This is a genomic window from Bradyrhizobium sp. 155 (assembly GCF_023101105.1).
GTDB classification, from domain to species: domain Bacteria; phylum Pseudomonadota; class Alphaproteobacteria; order Rhizobiales; family Xanthobacteraceae; genus Bradyrhizobium; species Bradyrhizobium canariense_D.
Map to the genome: position 1 here is coordinate 7,059,277 of NZ_CP064704.1, position 23,107 is coordinate 7,082,383.

Annotated in this window: 23 protein-coding genes and 1 pseudogene; 8 read left to right on the forward strand and 16 right to left on the reverse strand. The window is 64.1% G+C overall.

All coding sequences use genetic code 11. The annotated features are described in order from the left end of the window. The first annotated feature begins 85 nt into the window (after window positions 1-85). Window positions 86-1,426: a histidine kinase gene (locus tag IVA93_RS33735; RefSeq protein ID WP_247789491.1), complete on the forward strand. Its 1,341-nt coding sequence runs from the start codon at window positions 86-88 to the stop codon at window positions 1,424-1,426. A gap of 91 nt (window positions 1,427-1,517) precedes the next feature. Here the strand turns inward: IVA93_RS33735 and IVA93_RS33740 are convergent, their stop codons facing one another. The 9 genes from IVA93_RS33740 to coxB all read right to left on the reverse strand — a co-directional run bounded on the left by IVA93_RS33740 (window position 1,518) and on the right by coxB (window position 8,606). After that, entirely contained in the window at window positions 1,518-1,883 is a 366-nt protein-coding gene (locus IVA93_RS33740; RefSeq protein ID WP_026233921.1) for a nuclear transport factor 2 family protein, read from the reverse strand. Window positions 1,884-1,997: 114 nt separating this feature from the next. Continuing rightward, a complete protein-coding gene (locus IVA93_RS33745; RefSeq protein WP_018460001.1) occupies window positions 1,998-2,750 on the reverse strand; it encodes an SURF1 family protein in 753 nt (250 codons plus the stop codon). Continuing rightward, the gene (locus IVA93_RS33750; RefSeq protein ID WP_018460002.1) at window positions 2,747-3,148 is read right to left on the reverse strand and encodes a DUF983 domain-containing protein; all 402 of its coding nucleotides are present in this window, start codon (window positions 3,146-3,148) and stop codon (window positions 2,747-2,749) included. Before IVA93_RS33750 ends, IVA93_RS33745 begins: the two co-directional genes overlap by 4 nt. A gap of 97 nt (window positions 3,149-3,245) precedes the next feature. Beyond that, window positions 3,246-4,142 carry a cytochrome c oxidase subunit 3 gene (locus IVA93_RS33755; RefSeq protein ID WP_018460003.1) on the reverse strand — a complete coding sequence of 299 codons (897 nt, stop codon included), beginning with the start codon at window positions 4,140-4,142 and terminating at the stop codon, window positions 3,246-3,248. 77 nt (window positions 4,143-4,219) lie between these two features. Further along, the gene (locus IVA93_RS33760; protein ID WP_018460004.1) at window positions 4,220-4,870 is read right to left on the reverse strand and encodes a cytochrome c oxidase assembly protein; all 651 of its coding nucleotides are present in this window, start codon (window positions 4,868-4,870) and stop codon (window positions 4,220-4,222) included. Window positions 4,871-4,875: 5 nt separating this feature from the next. After that, window positions 4,876-5,052: a cytochrome c oxidase system small membrane protein gene (locus tag IVA93_RS33765; RefSeq protein ID WP_026233922.1), complete on the reverse strand. Its 177-nt coding sequence runs from the start codon at window positions 5,050-5,052 to the stop codon at window positions 4,876-4,878. Continuing rightward, the gene (locus IVA93_RS33770; protein ID WP_018460006.1) at window positions 5,049-5,993 is read right to left on the reverse strand and encodes a heme o synthase; all 945 of its coding nucleotides are present in this window, start codon (window positions 5,991-5,993) and stop codon (window positions 5,049-5,051) included. The genes IVA93_RS33765 and IVA93_RS33770 overlap by 4 nt, the downstream gene beginning before the upstream one ends. A 60-nt stretch (window positions 5,994-6,053) precedes the next feature. Then, window positions 6,054-7,679, reverse strand: a complete 1,626-nt coding sequence (gene ctaD, locus IVA93_RS33775; protein WP_007605061.1) for a cytochrome c oxidase subunit I — start codon at window positions 7,677-7,679, stop codon at window positions 6,054-6,056. 87 nt (window positions 7,680-7,766) lie between these two features. After that, a complete protein-coding gene (gene coxB / locus IVA93_RS33780) occupies window positions 7,767-8,606 on the reverse strand; it encodes a cytochrome c oxidase subunit II (RefSeq protein ID WP_018460007.1) in 840 nt (279 codons plus the stop codon). Window positions 8,607-9,055: 449 nt separating this feature from the next. Between coxB and IVA93_RS33785 the strand changes: the two genes are divergently transcribed. The 5 genes from IVA93_RS33785 (at window position 9,056) to IVA93_RS33805 (ending at window position 12,852) form a co-directional block, all read left to right on the forward strand. Continuing rightward, the gene (locus tag IVA93_RS33785) at window positions 9,056-9,601 is read left to right on the forward strand and encodes an invasion associated locus B family protein (RefSeq protein WP_026233923.1); all 546 of its coding nucleotides are present in this window, start codon (window positions 9,056-9,058) and stop codon (window positions 9,599-9,601) included. 118 nt (window positions 9,602-9,719) lie between these two features. Beyond that, entirely contained in the window at window positions 9,720-11,147 is a 1,428-nt protein-coding gene (gene tldD, locus IVA93_RS33790; RefSeq protein WP_026233924.1) for a metalloprotease TldD, read from the forward strand. Beyond that, a complete protein-coding gene (gene lepB / locus IVA93_RS33795; RefSeq protein ID WP_018460010.1) occupies window positions 11,144-11,920 on the forward strand; it encodes a signal peptidase I in 777 nt (258 codons plus the stop codon). The genes tldD and lepB overlap by 4 nt, the downstream gene beginning before the upstream one ends. 9 nt (window positions 11,921-11,929) lie before the next feature. Beyond that, entirely contained in the window at window positions 11,930-12,277 is a 348-nt protein-coding gene (locus tag IVA93_RS33800) for an MmcQ/YjbR family DNA-binding protein (protein WP_018460011.1), read from the forward strand. 8 nt (window positions 12,278-12,285) lie between these two features. Further along, window positions 12,286-12,852, forward strand: coding sequence for a nucleotidyltransferase family protein (locus IVA93_RS33805; RefSeq protein WP_018460012.1), 567 nt, complete (start codon window positions 12,286-12,288; stop codon window positions 12,850-12,852). A 6-nt stretch (window positions 12,853-12,858) separates the two neighbouring features. Here IVA93_RS33805 and IVA93_RS33810 read toward each other — a convergent pair whose 3' ends face one another. The 3 genes from IVA93_RS33810 to IVA93_RS33820 form a co-directional block, all read right to left on the reverse strand. Then, on the reverse strand, window positions 12,859-13,431 hold the full coding sequence (locus tag IVA93_RS33810; RefSeq protein WP_018460013.1) for a PAN domain-containing protein: 573 nt from the start codon (window positions 13,429-13,431) through the stop codon (window positions 12,859-12,861). Window positions 13,432-13,542: 111 nt separating this feature from the next. After that, the gene (locus IVA93_RS33815) at window positions 13,543-14,913 is read right to left on the reverse strand and encodes a glutamate--cysteine ligase (protein ID WP_018460014.1); all 1,371 of its coding nucleotides are present in this window, start codon (window positions 14,911-14,913) and stop codon (window positions 13,543-13,545) included. 99 nt (window positions 14,914-15,012) lie between these two features. Then, window positions 15,013-15,507, reverse strand: coding sequence for a MarR family winged helix-turn-helix transcriptional regulator (locus tag IVA93_RS33820; RefSeq protein WP_007599417.1), 495 nt, complete (start codon window positions 15,505-15,507; stop codon window positions 15,013-15,015). Between the two features lie 126 nt (window positions 15,508-15,633). Here IVA93_RS33820 and gstA point away from each other — a divergent pair. Further along, window positions 15,634-16,247, forward strand: a pseudogene (gene gstA / locus IVA93_RS33825) (glutathione transferase GstA). A gap of 71 nt (window positions 16,248-16,318) precedes the next feature. Here gstA and IVA93_RS33830 read toward each other — a convergent pair. Genes IVA93_RS33830 through IVA93_RS33845 form a run of 4 tightly spaced genes read right to left on the reverse strand, consistent with a single transcriptional unit; the run spans window position 16,319 to window position 22,032 of the window. After that, the gene (locus tag IVA93_RS33830; RefSeq protein ID WP_085351979.1) at window positions 16,319-18,532 is read right to left on the reverse strand and encodes an FAD-dependent oxidoreductase; all 2,214 of its coding nucleotides are present in this window, start codon (window positions 18,530-18,532) and stop codon (window positions 16,319-16,321) included. Between the two features lie 18 nt (window positions 18,533-18,550). Next, complete coding sequence (locus IVA93_RS33835) at window positions 18,551-19,759, reverse strand: acetyl-CoA C-acetyltransferase (protein ID WP_018460017.1); 1,209 nt, start codon at window positions 19,757-19,759, stop codon at window positions 18,551-18,553. Window positions 19,760-19,816: 57 nt separating this feature from the next. Beyond that, on the reverse strand, window positions 19,817-21,607 hold the full coding sequence (locus IVA93_RS33840) for an acyl-CoA dehydrogenase C-terminal domain-containing protein (RefSeq protein ID WP_018460018.1): 1,791 nt from the start codon (window positions 21,605-21,607) through the stop codon (window positions 19,817-19,819). A 38-nt stretch (window positions 21,608-21,645) separates the two neighbouring features. Then, window positions 21,646-22,032, reverse strand: coding sequence for a nuclear transport factor 2 family protein (locus IVA93_RS33845; protein ID WP_018460019.1), 387 nt, complete (start codon window positions 22,030-22,032; stop codon window positions 21,646-21,648). 200 nt (window positions 22,033-22,232) lie between these two features. Between IVA93_RS33845 and IVA93_RS33850 the strand changes: the two genes are divergently transcribed. Continuing rightward, window positions 22,233-22,823: a PadR family transcriptional regulator gene (locus IVA93_RS33850; RefSeq protein WP_018460020.1), complete on the forward strand. Its 591-nt coding sequence runs from the start codon at window positions 22,233-22,235 to the stop codon at window positions 22,821-22,823. The last annotated feature ends 284 nt before the right edge of the window (window positions 22,824-23,107 follow it).

Here is a 23,107-nt window from a genome sequence, read left to right on the forward strand (position 1 = left end):
TGTAACTCTCTAGTTTTTCGATTCATAAACCGACGGGAACAAATGGAAAGAGCAAAATCCCCTGATGCGCGTTAGAATTGACCTAATGTGGCAACGGCTGTCCTTCAGTACACAATTGTTTCTGCCGCTCGGCCTGCTGTTCATGGCGGCGCTGATCATGGGCGGCGTCCTGCTGCACGTCTTCACGACCGGTCAGCTCGCCGAGGAGAACCAGCCGGCCCAACGATCGACCAAAGCCGTGGCCGAGGCCCTCAACAACGCTCTGCGTTCATCCGACCATCCGCGAAGGACCCTGGATGACTTCGTGCGGATGCTGGACGAGTCCTCAGATATTCAATTCCTTCCTGCAGGAGCGGTTGCTCCTCCCTTTGCGTCGAGGGGCCTGCAAGGTTCGCATGGCCCACCAAAATGGTTCGTCAGTCTCCTTTCCATTCCGGACTTGCACATCGCATTTCCGGTATCCCTCAACGGCGAGCATTTCGGCGACATCGTGTTTGTGCCGGACCTGTCCGCAGCGCCGTTCGAGACCTGGGTGGGCTTCCTCGCCTTGGCCGGCTTCGTCGTCGCGCTGACCGGGCTGACAGGGGTCGTCGCCTATGTGTTTGCGGGATCAGCCCTGCGACCACTGCAGGATCTTGGCGCAGGCCTCACGCGGCTACGACGCGGCGACTACGCAACACCGATCTCGGTCGGGGGACCGCCGGAAATCCGGCAAAGCTGCGAGGAGGCCAATGCGCTGGCCGAAACGCTGGTGCAGTTGAGCCAGGACAATCGCGACCTGCTGCACCGCCTGGTCTCGCTCCAGGACGACGAGCGGCGCGATCTCGCGCGCGAACTGCACGACGAACTCGGTCCGCTGCTGTTCGGCATCCGCGTCGGCACCATCGCATTGGTCGATGCCTCGCCCCCGGCGGGAAATCTCAGCAGTTCGGCGCAGGAGGTGTTGCAATCGGTCGAGGCGCTCCAGCAGACCAACCGCCGCATCCTCGACCGGTTGCGACCGCTCTACATCGAGGAATTGGGTCTGGAGACCAGTGTGCAGACGCTGCTCCGAAATTTTCGCAAGCAGGCGCCGTCTATCGACCTGACGGACGCGGTCGATCCGAATCTCAACGCGATCGACGGGCCGCTGGCTCAAACCGTCTATCGCGTGATTCAGGAGGCGCTGACCAACGTGCTGCGTCATGCCGGCGCCAGCCATGCCCATGTGCAGGCGACCTTCGCCGGCGAGACGGTCGTCATCGAGATTTCCGACGACGGCGGCGGCTTTCCCGAAGGGAATCTGTTCGGCCGCGGCCTGACCGGCATGCATGAGCGCGTGCGCGCACTCAGCGGATCGCTGTCACTGCTGCGCGTGGACGACAGAACCTATGTGCGCTGCCGCCTTCCCGCCGAACCGGCACGCGAGGCGCCGGTCAGCGATTGAAGCGCTTTCGAGCGAAGTGGATACCGGTTCGCGTGAAGAAAACGCCAAAACAGAATCTGGTGTTCGGCTCTGATTAATCAGAACGGAAACTCTAGCACGCACAGCCAAGCTGCGCGTTCTGTCGCGCCGGCTCGCACAGCGTGGTGCGGATCTTGCCGTCGGGGCTGAAACAAAACGAGGCGCGAATGCGCAGCGCGCCGGCGACGGAATATTCGAGATCGACGCCGTGGGGTGCAGGATGGATTTCCTCCAACCCGAAACCGGCCGACGAGAAAGCGCTGAGCCGCGGCTGCCAATAGGCTTCGAGCTCGCTCCGGCCGCGATAGCGCTGCGTGCCGTTGCACGTGCATTCGACCTGGGCGTCATCCGCATAGAGGTCGAGGAGCGTCGCGAGGTCGCCCTTCCTGCAGGCATCCACCCAATCGACGACAATTCCCATCTGGTCGAAATCACTCACGCTGCAATCCTGTCTGCCGCGGAAAATTACTGGCGGCTTAGGACCACACTCGTGAATGTGCGCTGAATGGTAAACCCCGGGCGATACCGGGTTCCCTAAGTGGATCTACGGAGCTCAGCCCCGCCGCCGCCCTCTTGCCCACACGGCGAAGGCGATGAGCACGGCGCCTGCAAGGGTGAACCAGGTGATGGCGTATTGCAGGTGATCGTCCTTGAGATGGACGTCGAGCGGCCCCGGCCGCGGAATGCCATTCTCGGGCGCCGGCTGCTCGAGGTCGACATAGAACGGCGCAACCGCGCCCCAGCCCAGCGCGCTCGCGATCGCCACGTGATCGCGCACGAACCACAGCCGCTTGCCGCGGTTCTCCGCCGGGGTCAGCCAGCCCGGTGCCTCGGGGAAGCGCAGATAGCCGGTGAACGAGACCGCCTGCCCGGTGACGAGCTTCCTGACCGCGCGATCCTCGACGCTGCGATCCTGCATGGTGTTTTCGACGAAGCCCGCATCGATCACCACCGTCTCGCCGCTCGGCAGCCGCGCCGGCAGGAAGGCCCAGGTGCCGGGGCCCGACGCGTCCTTACGCACGGCGGATCCGGAGGAATAGACCATCGCATCGGGCAACGGCGCGTAGGTCGCGGTAAAGCTGACACGGCGGAATTCATCGCGCGCGGGACTTAGCGCGGCCCATCGTGCCGGCGGCGGCAGAGTGACCGGTGCCTCCGCGAGGCGCTCGGTCAGTGCGGCGATCAGCTCGTGCTTGGCGATGCGGCGCTGCAATTGCCAGACGCCGAGCGTGACGCAGACCGCGGTCAGGAAAAGCGTAAACAGCGCGAAGCCGGCCACGCGGGGCTTGCGCGCGGTCTCGTTCATTTCGCGCGGTCGACCAGCCGGCCCGGCGCCGCCTTATGGTGGAATTGCAGTGCGATCAGCAGCGACTTCATCGCGCGCAACGGCAGCAGGGTAGTCGCAAGGATCAGCGGCAGCCACAGCACCGCGTGCAGCCAGTACGGCGGCTGGTACTTGACCTCGATGACGAGCGCGCAGCCGACGACGATCGCGCCGGCCAGCATGATGATGAAGATCGCCGGACCGTCACCGGAATCGATGAAGGCGTAGTCGAGGCCGCAACGCTCGCAGCAAGGCGCAAGCGTCAGGAAGCCTGCATAGAGCTTGCCCTGGCCGCAGCGCGGGCATTTGCAGGCAAGCCCGCGCAGCGCGCTTTGCAGGACGGTGGCTTGCGGCTCGGACGTATCGGCGGCTTCGTTCATGGCAAAAGGTCTATCACAGTTTCTGCCGAAACCCCTGCGCGCAAAAAAGCAAAAGGGCGGCCCGGGGCCGCCCTTTCTCGATCCGAAGCCAGCCCGCTCAGTGCGCGCCGTGAGCCATGGTCTCGGCGCCGTGTCCCCAGACATAGATGCAGAGGAACAGGAACAGCCAGACCACGTCGACGAAATGCCAGTACCAGGCGGCGAACTCGAAACCGAGATGCTGGGTCGGCGTGAAGTGGCCGGCATAGGCGCGGAACAGGCACACCAGCAGGAAGATGGTGCCGACCAGCACATGGAAACCGTGGAAGCCGGTCGCCATGAAGAAGGTCGCGCCGTAGACGTTGCCGCCGAAGGAGAATGCCGCGTGGCTGTACTCATAGGCCTGCACGCAGGTGAAGAGCGCGCCGAGCACGACGGTGAGGATCAGGCCATATTTCAGGCCCTGGCGATCGTTCTCGAGCAGCGCATGGTGGGCCCAGGTCACCGTGGTGCCGGAGGTGAGCAGGATCAGCGTGTTCAGGAGCGGCAGATGCCAGGGATCGAAGGTCTCGATGCCGTGCGGCGGCCAGGTGCCCGGCACGGTGCAGGCGCCGGCCGCGGTCCCGAGACCACAGCCGAACACCGCATCGCGGGTAGCGTGGACGGCGTCGGCCGGGAATAGCGCCGCGTTGAAATAGGCCCAGAACCAGGCGACGAAGAACATCACCTCCGAGGCGATGAACAGGATCATGCCGTAGCGGTGATGCAGCTGCACGACGCGGGTGTGGTCGCCCTTGTACTGGGCTTCCCTGATCACGTCGCCCCACCAGCTCGCCATGGTGTAGAGCACACCGACGGTGCCGACACCGAAGATGATCGGCGCAGCCGAGAACATGTGGTGCATCCAGGTGATCGCGCCGACCGCCATGATGAAGGCGGAGATGGAGCCGACGACGGGCCATGGCGAGGGATCGACCAGATGGTAGTCGTGATGCTTGGTGTGCGCCGTTGCCATTTGCGGTCTCGCTCCTCAATCCCGTGCCTGTCAGGCACTTATCCCCTTATTCCAACCCCGGCGCGTGAGTCCGGAGATCAGAGATTTCCCTTGCGTTTGTCGTCTTCGCTGGCCGCGAGCGGCTTCACCACCGGATCCTTCACCGGATAGAACGTGTAGGACAGCGTGATCGTGTTGAGACCGTCGTTCTCGTGGTCGTCGGCAATCGACGGATCGACATAGAATACGACCGGCATCTCGCGCTTCTCGCCCGGCGCCATGGTCTGCTCGGTGAAGCAGAAGCAGTTGATCTTCTGGAAATAGGATCCGACCGTCAGCGGCGCGACATTGTAGGCGGCCTGGCCTGCGGTGGTCCGCGCGGCCTGGTTGGTCACCGTGTAGAAGACGGTCACGACCTGGCCGATATTGACCTCGATCTCGCTCTGCTCGGGCTCGAACTTCCAGGGCAGGCCGGGCGCGACGTTGGAATCGAAGCGCACCGCGATCTTGCGTGCGATCGGGCCGCTGGCCGGCGCCGAGGTCGCGACCTGGGTCGTGCCGTTGAAGCCGGTGGCGCGGCAGAACCAATTGTAGAACGGCACCGCCGCGTAGGAGGCGCCGACCATCAGCGCGACCACGCCGCCGCAGATCGAGGCGACCACCACGTCGCGGCCAAGCCCCCTGGCAGGCCTGCGCCCCTTGGTGGCCGTCCGGCTCTGATCCCGCGATATGGTCGGCTTCTGATCCATGTTTCCTACATCGGCCGGACGAGCACGGCCGGCCCCTTGACCATGGTCACGGCGAAGAACAGCACTACGAGCACGCCGAGCGCGAGTGCGATCGCGATCGAGCGCTGACGACGGCTCTTCTTCTGCGCCTCGGTGAGGACGATTCCGTCTATCTCGGGTTTGTCGGCCATCCCTGTGATCATGCGCCCCCTACCATCGGCGCAAGCGCCCGGAACACGACCTCGGCCAGCAAGGTCGCAAACAGCGCGAACAGATAAAGGATGGAGAACGCGAACAGCTTGCGGGTCGCCCGCAGCGATTGGCTGCGCTCGCGACGGACATAGACGTTGATGGCGAACCCCAGCATGCCGGCGCCGAGGATCAGCGAGACGATGCCGTAGATGGCGTCGAAGTAGCCGAGCGCCCAGGGCGCGGCCGCGACCGCGATCAGCACGATGGTGTAGAGCAGGATCTGAAGCCGGGTCGCGTCGGGGCCGGCGACGTTGGGCAGCATCGGAATGCCGGCGCGCGCGTAATCGTCGGAGCGGAACAGCGCCAGCGCCCAGAAGTGCGGCGGCGTCCAGAAGAAGATGATGGCGAACAGCAGTAGCGGCTCGACGTCGACCGTGCCTGTGACCGCGGCCCAGGCCACCACCGGCGGCAGTGCGCCGGCGGCACCGCCGATCACGATGTTCTGCGCGGTCCAGCGCTTCAGGCCGATTGTGTAGATCACGACGTAGAAGAAGATGGTGAAGGCGAGCAGCGCGCCCGCGATCCAGTTGACCAGGATGCCGAGCGTCATCACCGAGAAGAAGGCGAGCGTCATGCCGAAGGTCATCGCCTCGGGACGGGTGATGCGGCCGCGCGGAATCGGCCGGTTCGCCGTGCGCGACATCTTGGCATCGATGTCGCCTTCGAGCGCCATGTTGAGCGCGCCGGACGCGCCGGCGCCGACCGCGATGCAGAGCAGCGAGGTGATGGCCAGCACCGGGTGGAAATGCCCGGGCGCCATCGCCATTCCGACCAGCGCGGTGAAGATCACCAGCGACATCACCCGCGGCTTCAGGAGCGCGATGTAATCGCCAACCTCCGCTTCGGAGATGCGGGGATTGATGTCGATGGCGTTGTGGTCGAGGACGGACACTAGACTGACTCGCTTGGTTGTCGAGCCGCGGCGCCCGTCACGGGCGCCGCGAGCATTGGCTTACTGCACGCGGGGCAGCACTTCGAACTGGTGGAAGGGCGGCGGCGAGGGCAGCGTCCATTCCAGCGTGGTCGCACCTGCACCCCACGGATTGTCGCCAGCCGGCACCTTCTTCGCGAAGGCGTCGATCACGCAGTAGAGGAAGATCAGCACGCCGAAGCCGGAGATATAGGAGCCGACCGACGAGACCAGGTTCCAGCCCGCGAACGCGTCGGGATAATCGACATAGCGGCGAGGCATGCCCGACAGACCGAGGAAGTGCTGCGGGAAGAACACCAGGTTCACGCCGATGAAGGTGACCCAGAAGTGCGCCTTGGCGAGCCCTTCATTGTACATGTAGCCGGACATCTTCGGGAACCAGTAGTACCAGCCGGCGAAGATTCCGAACACCGCACCGAGCGACAGCACGTAGTGGAAGTGCGCGACCACGTAGTAGGTCTCCTGGAGCACGCGGTCGACGCCGGCATTCGCCAGCACCACGCCGGTGACGCCGCCGACGGTGAACAGGAAGATGAATCCCACCGCCCAGATCATCGGCGCGCGGAACTCGATCGAGCCGCCCCACATCGTGGCGATCCACGAGAAGATCTTCACGCCGGTCGGGACCGCGATGACCATCGTGGCGGCGACGAAATAGGCCTGCGTCGCCGAGGACATGCCGACCGTGTACATGTGGTGCGCCCACACCACGAAGCCGATGCCGCCGATCGCGACCATGGCGTAGGCCATGCCGAGATAGCCGAACACGGGCTTGCGCGAGAAGGTCGAGACGATCTGGCTGACCATGCCGAAGGCGGGCAGGATCAGGATGTACACTTCGGGGTGACCGAAGAACCAGAACAGATGCTGGAACAGCACGGGATCGCCGCCGCCTTCCGGATTGAAGAACGTCGTGCCGAAATTGCGGTCAGTGAGCAGCATCGTGATCGCACCGGCGAGCACCGGCAGCGACAACAGCAGCAGGAACACCGTCACCAGGATCGACCACACAAACAGCGGCATCTTGTGCAGGGTCATGCCCGGCGCGCGCATGTTGAAGATCGTGGTGATGAAATTGATGGCGCCCAGGATCGAGGAAGCGCCCGCCAGATGCAGCGACAGGATCGCGAAGTCCACCGCCGGGCCCGGATGGCCCGAGCTCGACAGCGGCGCGTACATGGTCCAGCCGGCGCCGACGCCGTTGGCGCCCGGCTCGCCCTCGACGAAGGTCGACATCAGCAACAGCGCGAACGAGGCCGGCAGCAGCCAGAACGAGATGTTGTTCATGCGCGGGAACGCCATGTCGGGCGCGCCGATCATGAGCGGCACGAACCAGTTGCCGAAGCCGCCAATCATCGCGGGCATGACCATGAAGAAGATCATGATCAGACCATGGGAGGTCACGAACACATTGTAGGTGTGCGTCTCGTGGAAGATCTGCACGCCCGGATACATCAGCTCGGCACGGATCGCGATCGACATCGCGGCGCCGATGACGCCGGCGATGACCGCGAAGATCAGGTACATCGTGCCGATGTCCTTGTGGTTGGTCGAATAGACGTAGCGCCGCCATCCGGTCGGATGGGCGTGCTCGTCATGTCCGTGGTCTTGCGCGTGATCGCCGTGTGCCGCTGCGCTCGTTGCCATTTTCTAATCCTGCCTTGCGTCCCGATCGGACCTCTGGAGGTCCCGCCTTATGTCGCTTTCAGTTTCCTCGAACCCTGCGCCCGGCGCTCACTGCGTCGGGCCGGCCGTGGAGGCGTAGGTGCTGGTGCCGCCGCTCGCATATTTCTTCTTCGCGGTCTCGACCCAGGAGGCGAACTCCTGGTCGCTCACCACACGGATCGCGATCGGCATGAAGGCGTGGTCCTTGCCGCACAATTCCGAGCACTGGCCGTAGAACATGCCGGTCTTGGTGGCCTTGAACCAGGTTTCGTTGAGCCGGCCCGGAATGGCGTCGATCTTGACGCCGAAGGCCGGCAGCGCAAAGGCATGAATCACGTCGGCCCCGGTCACCTGAACCCGAACCACCTTGTTGACGGGCACCACCATCTCATTGTCGACGCCCAGCAGACGGGGCTGCTTGTCCTGGGCCATCAGCGAGTCGAACTCGAACTTGCCGTTATCAGGATAGGCGTAGGACCAGTACCACTGCTTGCCGGTCGCCTTGATGGTCAGATCCGCCTTCGGCACGTCGAGCTCGAGGAACAGGAGGCGGAACGACGGCACCGAAATGCCGACCAGGATCAACACCGGCACGAGCGTCCACGCCACCTCGATCAGCGTGTTGTGCGTGGTCCGCGACGGCACCGGATTGGCTCTCGCGTTGAACTTCACGACAACGATCACGAGCAGCGCCAGAACGAACAGCGTGATCAGCGTGATCAGCACGAACAGGAAATTATGGAACCAGACGATGTTGTCCATCACCGGGGACCCGGACTGCTGAAGCGTCCACTCCCACGCAGCCGGCTGCCCCAGCTCGGCAAATGCCGCACCGCCCGTCGCCAGCGTCAGACCCGCCACGGCCAATCCCAGCAAGTGCCGGCCCACCGGGCCCATCGACATCTTCATGCCGTTCGCGCTCCCCTAACGAAATCACCCCAAGTGCATTCCCCTATTTTCGGGAAACGCTTTATTCGATCCCCCCGTCTGACAAACCGCCGCGCAAGAATACCTCTAAGAGGAATTGGGGCCAGATCGCTAGAACGCCGAAATCAAGCCTCTCAAACCATAATTCTTGATCTATCGCAATGCAGTCTTGAGCCTCGTCTGTCAGCCATCACCCGCAAGATATTTCCTAGTAACATCAGACAAAAATACCATTTCCCGGGATGCTGCCGCTTGACAGCGGAATTGCCCGCGGTAGGCACTTGGCGCACAGCCGCACAGGAACCTGATTCGTGCGGGCGATTGCGGCCGGGGCGGCGTGGAATTTGCTTGCGAATCGCCTTCAAGACGCCGTCATTCCCGTATCAGTCCGCCTGACGCGAGCGACCCAGGCGAGCAGAGGGACCGACCCGATGGGGTTTTCGAGATCCATGGCAAGGCGGGCTAAAAGCCAGGCTGGCAGCCTCACGATGCTGGCCGCTCTGCTGGCGGCGGTCGTCGTCCTGGCGCTTCCGGGCCTCGCCCATGCGCAGGGCGCGGTGCGCTCCGTCCATGGCGACTGGCAGATCCGCTGCGACACCCCGCCGGGCGCCCAGTCCGAGCAATGCGCCCTGATCCAGAGCGTGGTGGCCGAAGACCGCTCCAACGCCGGCCTGACCGTGATCGTTCTCAAGACCGCCGACCAGAAGAGCCGCCTGATGCGGGTGGTCGCCCCCCTCGGCGTTCTCCTGCCCTCCGGCCTCGGCCTCAAGCTCGACAACCAGGACGTAGGCCGTGCCGGCTTTGTCCGCTGCCTGCCCAATGGCTGCGTCGCCGAGGTCGTCATGGACGACAAGCTGCTCGGCCAGCTCCGCACTGCCAAGACCGCGACCTTCATCATCTTCGAGACCCCGGAAGAAGGCATCGGCTTCCCGCTCAGCCTGAACGGGCTCGGCGAGGGCTATGACAAGCTGCCGTAGTGCGAAGGGCGGTTAGGCCCGCGAATCCTATTGTTTCCGTAATGTGAGACTTGGCGCCCTCGCGGAAGTGCCGGGAAACCATTATCTTGCCTCACATCCCCCGATAATGGACGGACGCATGACCAACCCTGCCACAACCTCCCTGCTCGACCGCGCCAATCTCGACCGCGATCAGGTTCGCAACGAGCTCGCGCGCGGGCTTGCCGGTGCCGACGACGGCGAATTGTTCCTGGAATACAGCCAGACCGAAGCGCTGATGTTCGACAATGGCCGGCTGAAGCAGGCGACCTACGATACCTCGCAGGGTTTTGGCCTGCGCGCCGTCAAGGACGACGCCGTCGGCTACGCGCATTCCTCCGACGTGTCGCTGCCGGCGCTGATTCGCGCTGCGGACGCGGTCGCGGCCGTGCGCGGCGGTTATTCCGGCAGCTTCGCCGCGCCTCCTGCGCATACCAACGTGCGGCTTTATAGTGACGACAATCCGCTCGATGCCCCCGGCTTCGAGACCAAGGTCAAACTGCTCGCCGAGATCGACGCTTATCTGCGCGACAAGGATCCGCGGGTGCGGCAGGTCAGCGTCAGCCTGGGCGCGACCTGGCAGGTGGTCGAGATCCTGCGGCCCGACGGCGAGAGCTATCGCGACATCCGCCCGCTCGTGCGCGTCAACGTCTCCGTCGTCGCCGGTCAGGGCGACCGCCAGGAGAGCGGCAGCAAGGGCTATGGCGGCCGCGCCGGCTACGCCGAATTCATCGAAAGCAAGAACTGGCGCGACGCCGCCGACGGCGCGTTGCGTGAGGCTCTGGTCAACCTGGAATCGATTCCCGCCCCCGCCGGCGAGATGGACGTCGTGCTCGGGGCCGGCTGGCCCGGCGTGATGCTGCATGAGGCGGTTGGCCATGGCCTCGAAGGTGACTTCAACCGCAAGAAGACGTCCGCGTTTGCCGGCCTGATGGGCCAGCAGGTCGCGGCCAAGGGCGTGACCGTGGTCGACGACGGCACGATTGCCTCGCGCCGCGGCTCGCTGTCGATCGACGATGAGGGAACGCCGACCAACCGCACCGTGCTGATCGAGGACGGCGTCCTGGTCGGCTACATGCAGGACCGTCAGAACGCCCGCCTGATGAACATGAAGCCGACCGGCAACGGCCGCCGCCAGGGCTATGCCCACGTGCCGATGCCGCGCATGACCAACACCTACATGCTGGCGGGCGACCGCGATCCGGCCGAGATCCTCGCGTCGGTGAAGAACGGCGTCTTCGCCGCGAATTTCGGCGGCGGCCAGGTGGATATCACCTCGGGCAAATACGTGTTTCAGTGCACCGAGGCTTACAAGATCGAGAACGGCAAGATCGGTGCGCCCCTGAAGGGCGCCATGCTGATCGGCAACGGGCCGACCGACCTGCATCGCATCCGCATGATCGGCAACGACCTCGCGCTCGATACCGGCATCGGCACCTGCGGCAAGAACGGTCAGGGCGTGCCGGTCGGCGTCGGCCAGCCGTCGCTGTTGATGGAACGCATTACGGTGGGTGGAACAGGCGGATGAGCGTCGAGAAGATAACTGTCACCACCAAGCGGAAGAGCAGCGGCTGGGGCGGCCAGCTGGTGCAGCTCGCCGGCATCGTCGCGGCGGTGTTCATCGCCAAGGGTGCGCTGGCCGAGCCGTTCTACGTGCCGTCGGGCTCGATGGAGCCGACGCTGTTGATCGGCGACGCCTTGATCGCCTCGAAATTCCCCTACGGCTACGGCACCTCGTCGCTGCCGATCCAGATCAACCTGCCCGAGAGCGGCCGCGTCTTCGCGGAAACGCCGAAGCAGGGCGACGTCGTGGTCTTCCGCTGGCCCGGCGACCGCTCGCAGGCCTGGGTCAAGCGCGTCGTGGGCCTGCCCGGCGACCGCATCCAGCTGCGCCAGGGCCAGCTCTTCGTCAACGATCGCCCCGCCGAGTTGAAGCCGGACGGCGTTGGTGCCGCCGAGGACGACAATGGCGGCAGCGAACCCGCCTATCGCTATGTCGAGACGCTGCCGAACGGCGTCTCGCATCTGATCTTCAAGATGCGTGACAACGGTCCGCTCGACAACACGCAGGAAGTGACGGTGCCGGCAGGCCATCTCTTCGTGCTCGGCGACAACCGCGACAATTCCGCCGACAGCCGCGTGCCCTTGCGCTCCGGCGGCGTCGGCATGTTGCCGATCGACAATCTGGTCGGCCGCGCAGACGCCGTGCTCGGATCCTGGGATCTCGGTATCCGGGGCCAGCCGGTGTGGACCTGGCTGTCCGGATTTCGCATGGCGCGGTTTTTCACCGCCGTGCATTGAACCGATCTCATGACCTTCGACGACGTCAGAAAATTCGCACTGACGTGGCCGGAGGTCGAGGACGGTACCTCCTACGGCACGCCCGCACTAAAGGTGCGCAAGAAGATGCTGGCGCGTCTGAAGGAAGATGGCGACAGCCTGGTGATGCCGGACGTCCCGGTCGACGAGCGCGCGATGCTGGTCGAGAGCCAGCCAAAAATCTTCTACTTCACCGATCACTACGCCGATTATCCGATAGTGCTGATCCGCCTGTCCAAGGCAAAGCGCGCGATCGTGGAGTCGCTGCTGCGGCGGCGTTGGCGCGCGCTGGCTTCGAAGGCGGCGCGAGCGGATTATGATGCACGCGTGAGCGCGTGACGACTGTCATGGATGAGGCCCGCTTCCTCGCGCTGGCGCTAAAGAACCCGATTAACGTCGCGATTCTCGATGAGCTCCACCAGCTCGCGCTGCCCGATGCGTGGCTGGTCTCGGGATGTCTCGTGCAATCGGTTTGGAACGTGCTCACCGGCCGTGCGATCGATTACGGCATTGCCGATTACGACGTCTTCTACTTCGACCCTGACACCTCCTGGGACGCGGAGGACGTCGTGATCCGCAAGCTGCAAGCGCGCCTCGATCATCTCGGCGTCAAGATCGAGACCCGCAACCAGGCACGCGTGCATCTGTGGTACCCGGCCAAGCACGGCCTGCCCTATCCGCCGCTGTCGTGCTCGACTGACGGTATCGACCGTTTCCTCACACAGAACACGCAAGTGGGCGTGCGGCGCTCGGACGACGGTTTCCACGTTTATGCGCCGCACGGCTTCGATGACGTGGCGGGCTTGATTGCACGCCCCAATCCAAGCCCGAATTTCTCCGCAGCGAATTACGCGGTAAAGGCCGCGAGATGGAGGGCGTTGTGGCCCGAGCTTACGGTGATTGCGCCGGAATGATCCGAGCTATCTCACCACGCCCGACGTGAATCCCGCCTTCCGCCGCGGCGGCTTGATCTCCTTTTTCAGGAAACAGCGCGCTTCGCGTCCCGTGTAGCCCGGGCGGGCATAGGTGAAGGCGCGGCATTTGTTGTCGGCGGTGCAGACGGCCTTGCAGGCTTCTTCGCCTTCGCCGTCCTTCATCTCGAAATTGCGCAAATCGCCGCCGGGGCGGTCGATGGAGGTCTCCACGCCTTCGACACGCGGCTCGATCACACCGGCGCCGCGCACGCCGGAGATGCAGCAGCTTCCCGGCACGCGCGCAGGCACCGTGTTCTTCAGCCAGCACACCGCCGAGCCGCCTTCGATGTCAGGATAGTTGAAGCTCCACGAGCGGCAACGGCGGTCGCGCTCGCACAGCAGCGCGCAATCCTCGGGATCGCCCGACGTGACCGGAGAGCTGAAATAATCTCCGCCTGGCCGGTCGAACGCCGTCTGGGCGCGCGCAGGCCAGCTCGCAAACACGAGCGAAAGCAACGCGGCGCAGGCTACGACGCCTGCCAGGACGCTTGCCATGACGGCCAGGCGGCCCTTCCCCATCGGAACAGCTTTCGAGTTATTGACGACGCTCGGGTTTTTCAGCTGGCCATTTGATCGCCGCAAACCTGTACGGGCGATGAACGGCCCGAGTCCGATCGTTTTGCCTTGGGTCTAGAACGCGTATTCCGCGTAGGCCGGTTCCACCGAGCGGTTCCAGGGACCGTTGAACTTGTCGAGCATCTCCTCAGCCGGCGTGCGGCCGGAATCGATAATGCGATCGAGCGGCTCCAGATGCCTGGTCTCGTCGCGGCCAAGCTGGTCGATCCGGCCGCGCCGGCGCAAGCCGGCATGCGCCAGAACGAGGCACTCCTTGGCGATCTCGAACAGATAGCGGTCCTTGATTCGCGACTTGAACCCGAAGCGTGGCACGTCGTCGCGCAGCGCCTGACGCTCATGCGCGGTCCAGTGCTTCACGAGGTCCCAGGCGGCATCCAGCGACACATCGTCGTAGAGCAACCCGGCCCAGAACGCCGATAGCGCCGGCAGACGGCCCCACGGGCCACCGTCGGAGCCGCGCATCTCGAGATAGCGCTTGAGCCGCACCTCCGGGAAAATCGTCGAAAGATGGTTGGCCCAGTCCGACAGCGTCGGGCGTTCCCCGGGCAAATTGTTGTTGCGGCCATCGAAGAAGGCGCGGAACGAGGAGCCCGAGACGTCGATGTAGTCCTCGTCGCGCTTGACGAAATACATGGGCACGTCGAGCGCGTAGTCGACATAGCGCTCGAAGCCCATGCCGTCCTCGAATGCCCACGGCATCATGCCGGCGCGCGCGTTGTCGGTGTCGCGCCAGATCTCGGACCGGAAGGAGAGAAAGCCGTTTGGCTTGCCCTCGGTAAACGGCGAATTGGCGAACAAGGCGGTTGCGGCCGGCTGGAGCGCGAGCGAGACACGCAGCTTCTTGACCATGTCCGCTTCGGAGGAGAAGTCGAGATTGGTCTGTACCGTGCAGGTCCGGTACATCATGTCGAGGCCGTACTGGCCGACCTTCGGCATGTAATTGGTCATGATCTTGTAGCGGCCCTTGGGCATCACCGGGATGTCGGCGCGCGACCAGGACGGCGTCATGCCGAGGCCGAGGAAGCCGATGCCGAGCGGCGTTGCGATCTCGCGCACCTGCGCCAGATGCGCCATCAGCTCACTCTGGGTCTGGTGCACGTTCTCGACGGGGGCACCCGAGAGTTCGAACTGCCCGCCAGGCTCGAGCGAGATCGCGCCGCCGCCAGTGACGTCGTAGAGGCCGATGATGTTGCCCTTCTCCATGATCGGCTCCCAGCCGAGCAGGAGTTTCATGCCTTCGAGCAGCGCGCCGATACCGCGCGCGCCCTCGTAGGGCACCGGACGGTGGCCTTCGAGCGTGAACGGCGTCTTCTCGTGCTCGGTGCCCATGCGGAATTCGGACGGGTCCTTGCAACCAGCCTCGAACCACGCGACGAGTTCGTCGCGCGATTGCAGCGGCGTCATATCGATCTGGTCTCGCGCCATATCAGACTCTAATCAAAAGCGCTTCGATCGAACGCGCGTGGGTGACAGGGATGGTCCGCGCAGCCACCGGCTGCACGGACGAGCTGGTTTGCCGCGCGATCATCGCAACGGCGTGGTTTCGTTGACGTGGGCAGGCGGCAGTTTCATCTCGCCGCACGAGCAGCCCAGACGGTCGAGCAGACCGCTGAGCTTCACGGCATCCGCATCGGACAGCTTCGAACCGACATATTTCTCGATCGCGGCCGAATAGGCGCCCCACATCCGCTTCTGCAATTCGCGGCCGGCTTCCGTGATCTCCACGAACTGGCCGCGCTTGTCGATCTTGCATTCACGCCGCGAGGCGAGGCCTTCGTCGACCAGGCGGTCGATCAGCCGCGATGTCGAATATTGCGGGATCAGCATCTGCCGTTCGAGTTCGACCGGCCGGAGCTCGCCCGAGGGCGCCCGTGACAGTTCGAGCAGCGCGTCATACCATGCGAGCGGCGGGAAGCCGGCCTTCTTCAGGTCCTGCTCGACGCAATTGAGCACACGGCTCTGCACCCGCATCAAGCGGATCCAGGCGGAAGTCGCCTCGGTCGATGGTTTGCGTTTCATGGTCCCGCTCAAGCTCGTCGCCCGTCTCTTACCCTATTCGATGCACCTGCATCAATCTTGACTATTTCAAGCAGATGCATGTAGTCGTTCTTTCGCCTGAACCAAGCAACAAGAGGAGGAAATTCCATGAAATTGTACTATTCGCCCGGTGCGTGCTCGCTGTCCCCCATATCGCGCTCCTGGAAGCCGGCCTGCCCTATGAACTGGTCAAGGTCGATATTCGGGCCAAGAAGCTCGAAAACGGTGAGGATTATCTGAAGCTGAACCCCAAGGGCCAGGTCCCTGCGCTGGGCCTCGATAGCGGAGAGATCGTGACCGAAGGCCCGGTGATTGTCCAGATGATCGCCGATCAGGCCTCAGCCAAGGCGCTGGCGCCGGCCCACGGCAGCGCCGAGCGCTACAAGCTGCTCGAATGGCTGAACTTCCTCACCTCGGAGGTCCACAAGAGCTTCGGCCCGATGTTCGCGCCGACGCTGAACGACGAGGCCAAGGCCTTCTTCAAGGACCGCGTCATGGGCAAGCTGAAATACATCGACAGCCAGCTCGCCGGCCGCGACTACCTCATGGGCAAGCAGTTCACGGTGGCCGACGGTTATCTCTTCACGATGCTGACCTGGGGCGACCGGATGAAGTTCGACCTCTCGGCGATGCCGAACCTTGCCGCGTACAAGACCCGCGTCGCGGCGCGGCCGCAGGTGCAGGAAGCGATGAAGAAGGAAGGGCTGATCCAGGCTGCCTGAGGCACACATGCGAAAGGCCGGATCGAGAATCCGGCCTTTCGTATTTTTCATCCCGGCTACGGTTCAGAGAATCACGCCGCCGCCTTCTTTGGCGCGAAGCGGCCGTAGAAGGTCTCGCCCTTCGCCGCCATCTCTTCGAGCAATTTCGGCGGGGTGAAGCGCGATCCGTATTTCGCCTCCAGCTTGTGGCAGAGTTCGACGAACTTCTTGGGACCCATGAAGTCGATGTAGGACAGCGTGCCACCGGTGAACGGCGCAAAGCCGAAGCCGAGGATCGAGCCGACATCCGCTTCGCGCGGATCGGTGATGACGTGGTCCTCAACGGTGCGCGCGGCCTCCACCGCCTGCACTACCAGGAAGCGCTGCTTCAACTCCTCGACGTCGAGGGTATCTGGGTCGAGCTGCTTGGGCTGCAGCGCGGACAAGCCGGGCCACAGGCTCTTCTGTCCCTTGCCCTTCTCGGGGTAGTCGTAGAAGCCCTTGCTGTTCTTGCGGCCCAGACGGCCCTGCTTCTCGACCATTTCCACCATCAGCTTCTTCTGATCGGGATTGATGGCGTTGGGGCCGAGATCGGCTTCCGTCGCCTTCATGATCTTGAGCCCGAGGTCGAGCGCGACCTCGTCCGACAGCGAGAGCGGGCCGACCGGCATGCCGGCCATCTTGGCGCAGTTCTCGATCATCGCCGGCGGCACGCCCTCGAGGAACATCTCGTTGCCCTCGGCGACGTAGCGGCCGACGCAGCGATTGGCGAAGAAGCCTCTGGAGTCGTTGACGACGATCGGCGTCTTGCCGATCTGCCGGACGTAGTCGAGCGCGGTCGCGATCGCGAGATCGCCGGTGTTCTTGCCCTGGATGATCTCGACCAGCATCATCTTCTCGACCGGCGAGAAGAAGTGGATGCCGACGAACCTGCCTTGGTCCTTGAAGGATTCCGCCAGCGAGGTGATCGGAAGCGTCGAGGTGTTGGACGCGAAGATCACGTCCGGCTTCATGTGCTCCTGCGCCTTGGCAAAGGTATCAGCCTTGACCTTGCGGTCCTCGAACACGGCCTCGATGACGAGATCGACGTCCTTGAGCGCGGAATAGTCCGCGGTCGCCGTGATGCGCGCGAGCAGCGCTTCTGCGTCGCCGGGCTTGGCGCGGCCCTTCTTGATCTGCTCCTCGATCACCTTTTGCGCATGCGCCTTGCCCTTGTCGGCGCTCTCCTGGTCGCGATCGATCAGGACGACGTCGAGACCGGCACGGGCTGAGACATAGCCGACGCTCGCGCCCATGAAGCCGGCGCCGATCACGGCGATCTTCTTCACCTTGGTCGGCGGCACATCCTTCGGACGGCGCGCGCCCTTGTTGAGCTCCTGCATCGACAGGAACAGGCTGCGGATCATCGCAGCCGCTTCCTTCGAGCGCAGCACCGAGGTGAAGTAGCGCGACTCGACACGGAGCGCGGCGTCGATCGGCAGCTGCAGGCCCTCGTAGACGCAGCTCATGATCGCGCGTGCGGCCGGATAATTGTCGTAGGTCTCGCGGCGATAGATCGCGTTGCCGGCCGGGAACATCATCATGCCGGCCTTGGAGAACACCGGACCGCCCGGCAGCTTGAAGCCCTTCTCGTCCCAGGGCGCAACAGCCTTGCCGCCGCCCTTGATCCAGTCCTTTGCCGCCTTGACGAGGTCGGCGGCGGGAACGATGGCGTGGATCAGATTCAGCGCCTTGGCTTTCTCGATCGTGACCGGATCGCCCTTGAGCAGGATCGTCATCGCGTCCTGCGGCGGCACCAGGCGCGGCACGCGCTGCGTGCCGCCGGCGCCCGGGAACAGGCCGACCTTGACCTCGGGCAGACCGAGGCGGGTCTTGGGATTCTCCGCCGCCACGCGATAGTGGCAGCACAGCGTAATCTCGAAACCGCCGCCGAGCGCGAGGCCGTTGATCGCCGCCGCCCACGGCTTGCCGGAGGTTTCGATCGAGCGCAGCACCTGCGAGAAGCGCCGGCTCTGCTCGAACAGCATCTGGTTCGCGGCCGTCTCGCCCTGCTCCCCAAACACTTTTGCGTAGGCCTGATTCATGCCCTCGAGCATGGAAAGATCGGCACCCGCGCAGAACGCCTCCTTGGCGGAGGTGATGACGACCCCCTTCACCACGGCGTCGGCCGTGGTCGCCTTGACGATCGCGTCGAGCTCGCTGGTCGATGTCTCGTCGAGCACGTTCATCGAACGGCCCGGGATGTCCCAGGTCACGAGCGCGATGCCGTCGGAATCGGTCTCAACCTTGAAGTTCTTGTAAGCCATGCTGGTTGCTCCCTGCCCTTAGACGCGTTCGATGATGGTCGCGGTGCCCATGCCGCCGCCGATGCACAGCGTCACCAGTGCGGTCGCCTTGTTGGTGCGCTCGAGCTCGTCGAGCACCGTCCCGAGGATCATGGCACCGGTCGCGCCGAGCGGATGGCCGAGCGCGATCGCACCGCCATTGACGTTGATCTTGGCGTTGTCGATGTCGAAGGCCTGGATGTAGCGCAGCACAACCGAGGCGAAGGCCTCGTTGAGCTCGAACAGGTCGATGTCCGACTTCTTCATGCCCGAGCGCGCGAACAGCTTTTCGGTGACATCAACCGGACCGGTCAGCATCATCGCGGGCTCCGAGCCGATATTGGCGAATGCGCGGATCCTTGCACGCGGCTTCAGTCCGTACTTGCCGCCGGCTTCCTTGCTGCCGAGCAAAACGGCGCCGGCACCATCGACAATGCCCGACGAATTGCCGGCGTGGTGCACGTAATTGACGCGTTCGATTTCCGGATGCGACTGCACCGCGACGCCATCGAAGCCGCCCATCTGCGCCATCATCGTGAACGCCGGCTGCAGCTGCGCCAGCGACTGCATCGTCGTCGAAGGACGCATATGCTCGTCCTTGGCGAGGATGGTGAGGCCGTTGATGTCCTTCACCGGGACGACCGACTTGTCAAAGCGGCCTTCTTCCCAGGACTTCGCCGCACGCTGCTGGCTCTGCACCGCATAGGCGTCGACGTCGTCACGCGAGAAGCCGTATTTGGTCGCGATCAGATCGGCCGAGACACCCTGCGGCATGAAATAGGCCGGCACTGCCATCGAGGGGTCCATCGGCCAGGCGCCGCCGGAAGCGCCGATGCCGACGCGGCTCATCGATTCGGCGCCGCCGCCGATCACGAGCTCGTGCTGGCCGCTCATCACCTGGGCTGCGGCAAAATTCACGGCATCGAGGCCGGAGGCGCAGAAGCGGCTGATCTGGACGCCCGGCACCGCTTCGCCGAGGCCCGCCTTCAGCGCGGCAAAGCGCGCGATGTCGGAGCCGGCTTCGCCGACCGGATCGACCACGCCGAGAATGACGTCATCGACGGAATCTTCGGGGAGGTTGTTGCGGTCCTTCAGCGCCTTGAGCGGCACGGTCGCGAGCGCGAGCGCGGTGACTTCGTGCAGCGCGCCGTCCGCCTTGCCGCGGCCGCGCGGGGTGCGGACGTGGTCGTAGATGAATGCCTCAGGCATGACGCCCTCCTGATGTGATGATCTTGTGGTCGTGATCCGGTCGCAGCGAAAGCGGCTTCAGAACGCTTCCGCCGGCAGTTCCATGATGGTGGCGCAGCCGGCCTGGATGCGCGCGAGATTGGCGGCGGTCTCCGGCAGCATCCGCTCCATGAAAAAACGGCCGGTGACGAGCTTGGTCGAGAGATAGGGCGTCGCACCGCTCTCGGCAATCTTGGCTTGCGTCACCTTCGCCATCTTCGCCCACATATAGCCGAGCGCGACGAAGCCGAAGAGATTGAGGTAATCGGTTGCGGCGGCACCGGCATTGTCGGGCTTGGCCATCGCGTTCTGCATCAGCCAGGTGGTGGCCTGCTGGAGATGGCCGAGCGAGGCCGAGAGCGGAGTGATGTAGGGCTTCATCGCCTCGTCGCCGCCGTTCTCCTTGGCGAAGGCCATGACCTCGCCGAAGAACGCCATGATGGCGCGGCCGCCGTCGCGCGGCAGCTTGCGGCCGACGAGGTCGAGCGCCTGGATGCCGTTGGCGCCTTCGTAGATCATGGCGATGCGGGCATCGCGCACGAACTGCTCCATGCCCTGCTCGGCGATATAGCCGTGGCCGCCATACATCTGCTGCGCCTGCACCGCGTTGGCGAAGCCGTAATCGGTGAGAAAGCCCTTCAGCACCGGCGTCATCAGGCCCATGTGATCATCGGCGGCCTGGCGGTCCTTGGGATCCTCGGAGCGATGGGCGACGTCGCTCTTCAGCGCGGTCCACATCACGAAGGCGCGCGCGGCCTCGTTGAAGGCGCGGATCGACAGCAGCGTGCGGCGCACGTCGGGATGGACGATGATCGGATCGGCCGGCTTGTCCGGCGCCTTGGCACCGGTGAGCGAACGGCCCTGGATGCGATCCCGCGCATAGGCGACCGCGTTCTGATAGGCCACTTCCGACTGCGCGAGACCCTGCACGGCGACGCCGAGGCGGGCCTCGTTCATCATCACGAACATGCCCTGCATGCCCTTGTTCTCTTCGCCGATCAGCCAGCCGGTGGCGTTGTCGTAGTTCATCACGCAGGTGGAATTGCCGTGAATGCCCATCTTGTGCTCGATCGAGCCGCAGACCACGCCGTTGCGTGCGCCGACCGAACCATCGGCATTGACCAGGAATTTCGGCACCACGAACAGCGACACGCCCTTGATGCCGGCGGGCGCGCCCTCAATGCGGGCAAGCACGAGGTGGATGATGTTGGGCGCGAGGTCATGCTCGCCGGCCGAGATGAAGATCTTGGTGCCCGTGATCTTGAAGCTGCCGTCGGCCTGCCGCACCGCCTTGGTGCGGAGCATGCCGAGATCGGTGCCGCAATGCGGCTCGGTCAGGTTCATGGTGCCGGTCCACTCGCCCGCCACCATCTTCGGCACGTAGGTCTGCTTCTGCTCCGGCGTGCCGTGGACGATCAGCGCCGCGGTCGCGCCCATGGTGAGGCCGCCATACATCGAGAACGCCATGTTGGCGGAGATCTGGAATTCGTTGACCGCCTGGCTCAGCGTCACCGGCAGACCCTGGCCGCCGAACTCGGTTGGTGCCGACAGGCCGAGCCAGCCGCCCTCGGCGACCTGCTTGAACGCCTCCTTGAATCCCGTCGGCGTGGTGACGCTACCGTCATCGGCGCGCTTGCAGCCTTCGAGATCGCCCACGCGATTGAGCGGCTGCAGCACTTCTTCGGCGAGCTTGGCAGCTTCGCCGAGAATGGCTTCGCGCACGTCGCTCGACGCGTCGGAGAAGCCGGCCAGATTGTCGTAGCGGTCGATCTGGAAGACGTCGTTGAGCAGGAAGTTCACGTCTTCGACGGGGGCTTTGTAGATCGGCATGGTGGTCTCCCGGCAGGCCTTGAAGTGACGGTATTGGCTTAGGATTGAGTGGCGGCAAGCTGTTCCGCCATCAGGCGATGCAGCATGTTGATCGCCTTCAGCGGCCGCACCATCACCTTGAAATGCGTGATGCGCCCCTCGCCGTCGAAGCTGATGATGTCGACGCCGTTGATCTCGATGCCGTCGATCATGGTCTTGAATTCGAGCACGGCGCCGCTCTCACTCTTCCATTCACCGACATAGCTGAAGCCGGGACCGCCAAGCACCTTCTCAGCGCTGGCCAGATATTTGAAGGTGATGTCGCGGCCGCGCTGCGGCGCGTGCACGACAGGGCTTTCGAAGACGGCGTCGGGATGGAGCAGGTCCCAGAGCGCTGCCCGGTCATGCGACTTCATGTAGCCGTACCAGGACTCGAGGCCGGTCATTCAGGTGCCTCCCTAAAAGGCTCGGGCAAAAAACGCGAAAACAACCCCATGCACAGTAGCGCGAAGGTTGACTCCATTGGGGTTTTCGGGGCGGTTTTTGCCCTCGTTATCGGGTCGCCTCATATGCACATTGACGCATATGCGCCGATGCGCATAAAGTCAAGCCAATTGGTTAAGATCGACAACAGGAGGACCGGGTCATGGCTTTGGGCGACGCAATCCTCGCTTGCCTGACGGAACGTCCGATGACGGGCTACGAGCTCGCCAAGACATTCGATTCCTCGATCGGCTTCTTCTGGAAGGCCGACCACCAGCAGATCTACCGCGAGCTCTCCAAGCTGCGCGACCGCGGCTACATCCAGGGCCGCGAGGTCGTGCAAACCGGCAAACCCAATAAACTGATCTATACGCTGACTCCGGAGGGCCGAACAGCGCTGCGGCACTGGGCCGCGCGGCCAAGCACGCCCCCTTCCATCAAGGACGATCTCCTGGTGCGGTTGCATGCGCTCGACAGCATCGGCCTCGAGCCCATGCGCACCGACCTGATGGCCCGGCTCGAGCACCACCGCGATCGCCACGAGAACTACGAGCGCATCCTGAAGAAGCGCTTCCCGGAAGGGGCGGCGTCCGGCGTGCTCGACCTCGGTAACCTGCTGCTGCTTCAGCTCGGCGCCCGGCACGAGCAGATGGTGGCCGATTTCTGCGAAGAGGCGCTCGAGGCCCTGTCGGCGATGAGCGCAAGCGGCACCGTGGTGCCGCTGGAGGATGGCAAGCGCGAGGGCAAGGGCTGAGGGGCTGGCCAGACGCCATGACGTGCCGTTGCGTATTATTCCGCTGTCATCGCCCGCCTTGTGCGCAATTGCGCACGGGGGCGGGCGATCCAGTATTCCAGAGGCTGCGCGGCTGGAATCGAGAGGCTGCGGGTACTGGATGCCCCGCTTTCGCGGGGCATGACAGCGGTGGGTGTCGCACCCCGCCGCCCAACTTTAAGACACCGTCAACGGGTTCCTTAACCCGTTATTTACCGTAACAGACAAAAGTCGGTTTTCGAGGCAGACGACCCGCGCCAAATCCG

Excerpts from the sequence above, each read along its gene's own strand:
- IVA93_RS33735 (WP_247789491.1), top strand. The coding sequence starts at position 86 with ATGTGGCAACGGCTGTCCTTCAGTACACAATTGTTTCTGCCGCTCGGC.
- IVA93_RS33745 (WP_018460001.1), bottom strand. The coding sequence starts at position 2,750 with ATGAACGAGACCGCGCGCAAGCCCCGCGTGGCCGGCTTCGCGCTGTTT.
- IVA93_RS33750 (WP_018460002.1), bottom strand. The coding sequence starts at position 3,148 with ATGAACGAAGCCGCCGATACGTCCGAGCCGCAAGCCACCGTCCTGCAA.
- IVA93_RS33755 (WP_018460003.1), bottom strand. The coding sequence starts at position 4,142 with ATGGCAACGGCGCACACCAAGCATCACGACTACCATCTGGTCGATCCC.
- IVA93_RS33760 (WP_018460004.1), bottom strand. The coding sequence starts at position 4,870 with ATGGATCAGAAGCCGACCATATCGCGGGATCAGAGCCGGACGGCCACC.
- IVA93_RS33765 (WP_026233922.1), bottom strand. The coding sequence starts at position 5,052 with ATGATCACAGGGATGGCCGACAAACCCGAGATAGACGGAATCGTCCTC.
- ctaD (WP_007605061.1), bottom strand. The coding sequence starts at position 7,679 with ATGGCAACGAGCGCAGCGGCACACGGCGATCACGCGCAAGACCACGGA.
- coxB (WP_018460007.1), bottom strand. The coding sequence starts at position 8,606 with ATGAAGATGTCGATGGGCCCGGTGGGCCGGCACTTGCTGGGATTGGCC.
- IVA93_RS33785 (WP_026233923.1), top strand. The coding sequence starts at position 9,056 with ATGGGGTTTTCGAGATCCATGGCAAGGCGGGCTAAAAGCCAGGCTGGC.
- tldD (WP_026233924.1), top strand. The coding sequence starts at position 9,720 with ATGACCAACCCTGCCACAACCTCCCTGCTCGACCGCGCCAATCTCGAC.
- lepB (WP_018460010.1), top strand. The coding sequence starts at position 11,144 with ATGAGCGTCGAGAAGATAACTGTCACCACCAAGCGGAAGAGCAGCGGC.
- IVA93_RS33800 (WP_018460011.1), top strand. The coding sequence starts at position 11,930 with ATGACCTTCGACGACGTCAGAAAATTCGCACTGACGTGGCCGGAGGTC.
- IVA93_RS33805 (WP_018460012.1), top strand. The coding sequence starts at position 12,286 with ATGGATGAGGCCCGCTTCCTCGCGCTGGCGCTAAAGAACCCGATTAAC.
- IVA93_RS33810 (WP_018460013.1), bottom strand. The coding sequence starts at position 13,431 with ATGGGGAAGGGCCGCCTGGCCGTCATGGCAAGCGTCCTGGCAGGCGTC.
- IVA93_RS33815 (WP_018460014.1), bottom strand. The coding sequence starts at position 14,913 with ATGGCGCGAGACCAGATCGATATGACGCCGCTGCAATCGCGCGACGAA.
- IVA93_RS33820 (WP_007599417.1), bottom strand. The coding sequence starts at position 15,507 with ATGAAACGCAAACCATCGACCGAGGCGACTTCCGCCTGGATCCGCTTG.
- IVA93_RS33830 (WP_085351979.1), bottom strand. The coding sequence starts at position 18,532 with ATGGCTTACAAGAACTTCAAGGTTGAGACCGATTCCGACGGCATCGCG.
- IVA93_RS33835 (WP_018460017.1), bottom strand. The coding sequence starts at position 19,759 with ATGCCTGAGGCATTCATCTACGACCACGTCCGCACCCCGCGCGGCCGC.
- IVA93_RS33840 (WP_018460018.1), bottom strand. The coding sequence starts at position 21,607 with ATGCCGATCTACAAAGCCCCCGTCGAAGACGTGAACTTCCTGCTCAAC.
- IVA93_RS33845 (WP_018460019.1), bottom strand. The coding sequence starts at position 22,032 with ATGACCGGCCTCGAGTCCTGGTACGGCTACATGAAGTCGCATGACCGG.
- IVA93_RS33850 (WP_018460020.1), top strand. The coding sequence starts at position 22,233 with ATGGCTTTGGGCGACGCAATCCTCGCTTGCCTGACGGAACGTCCGATG.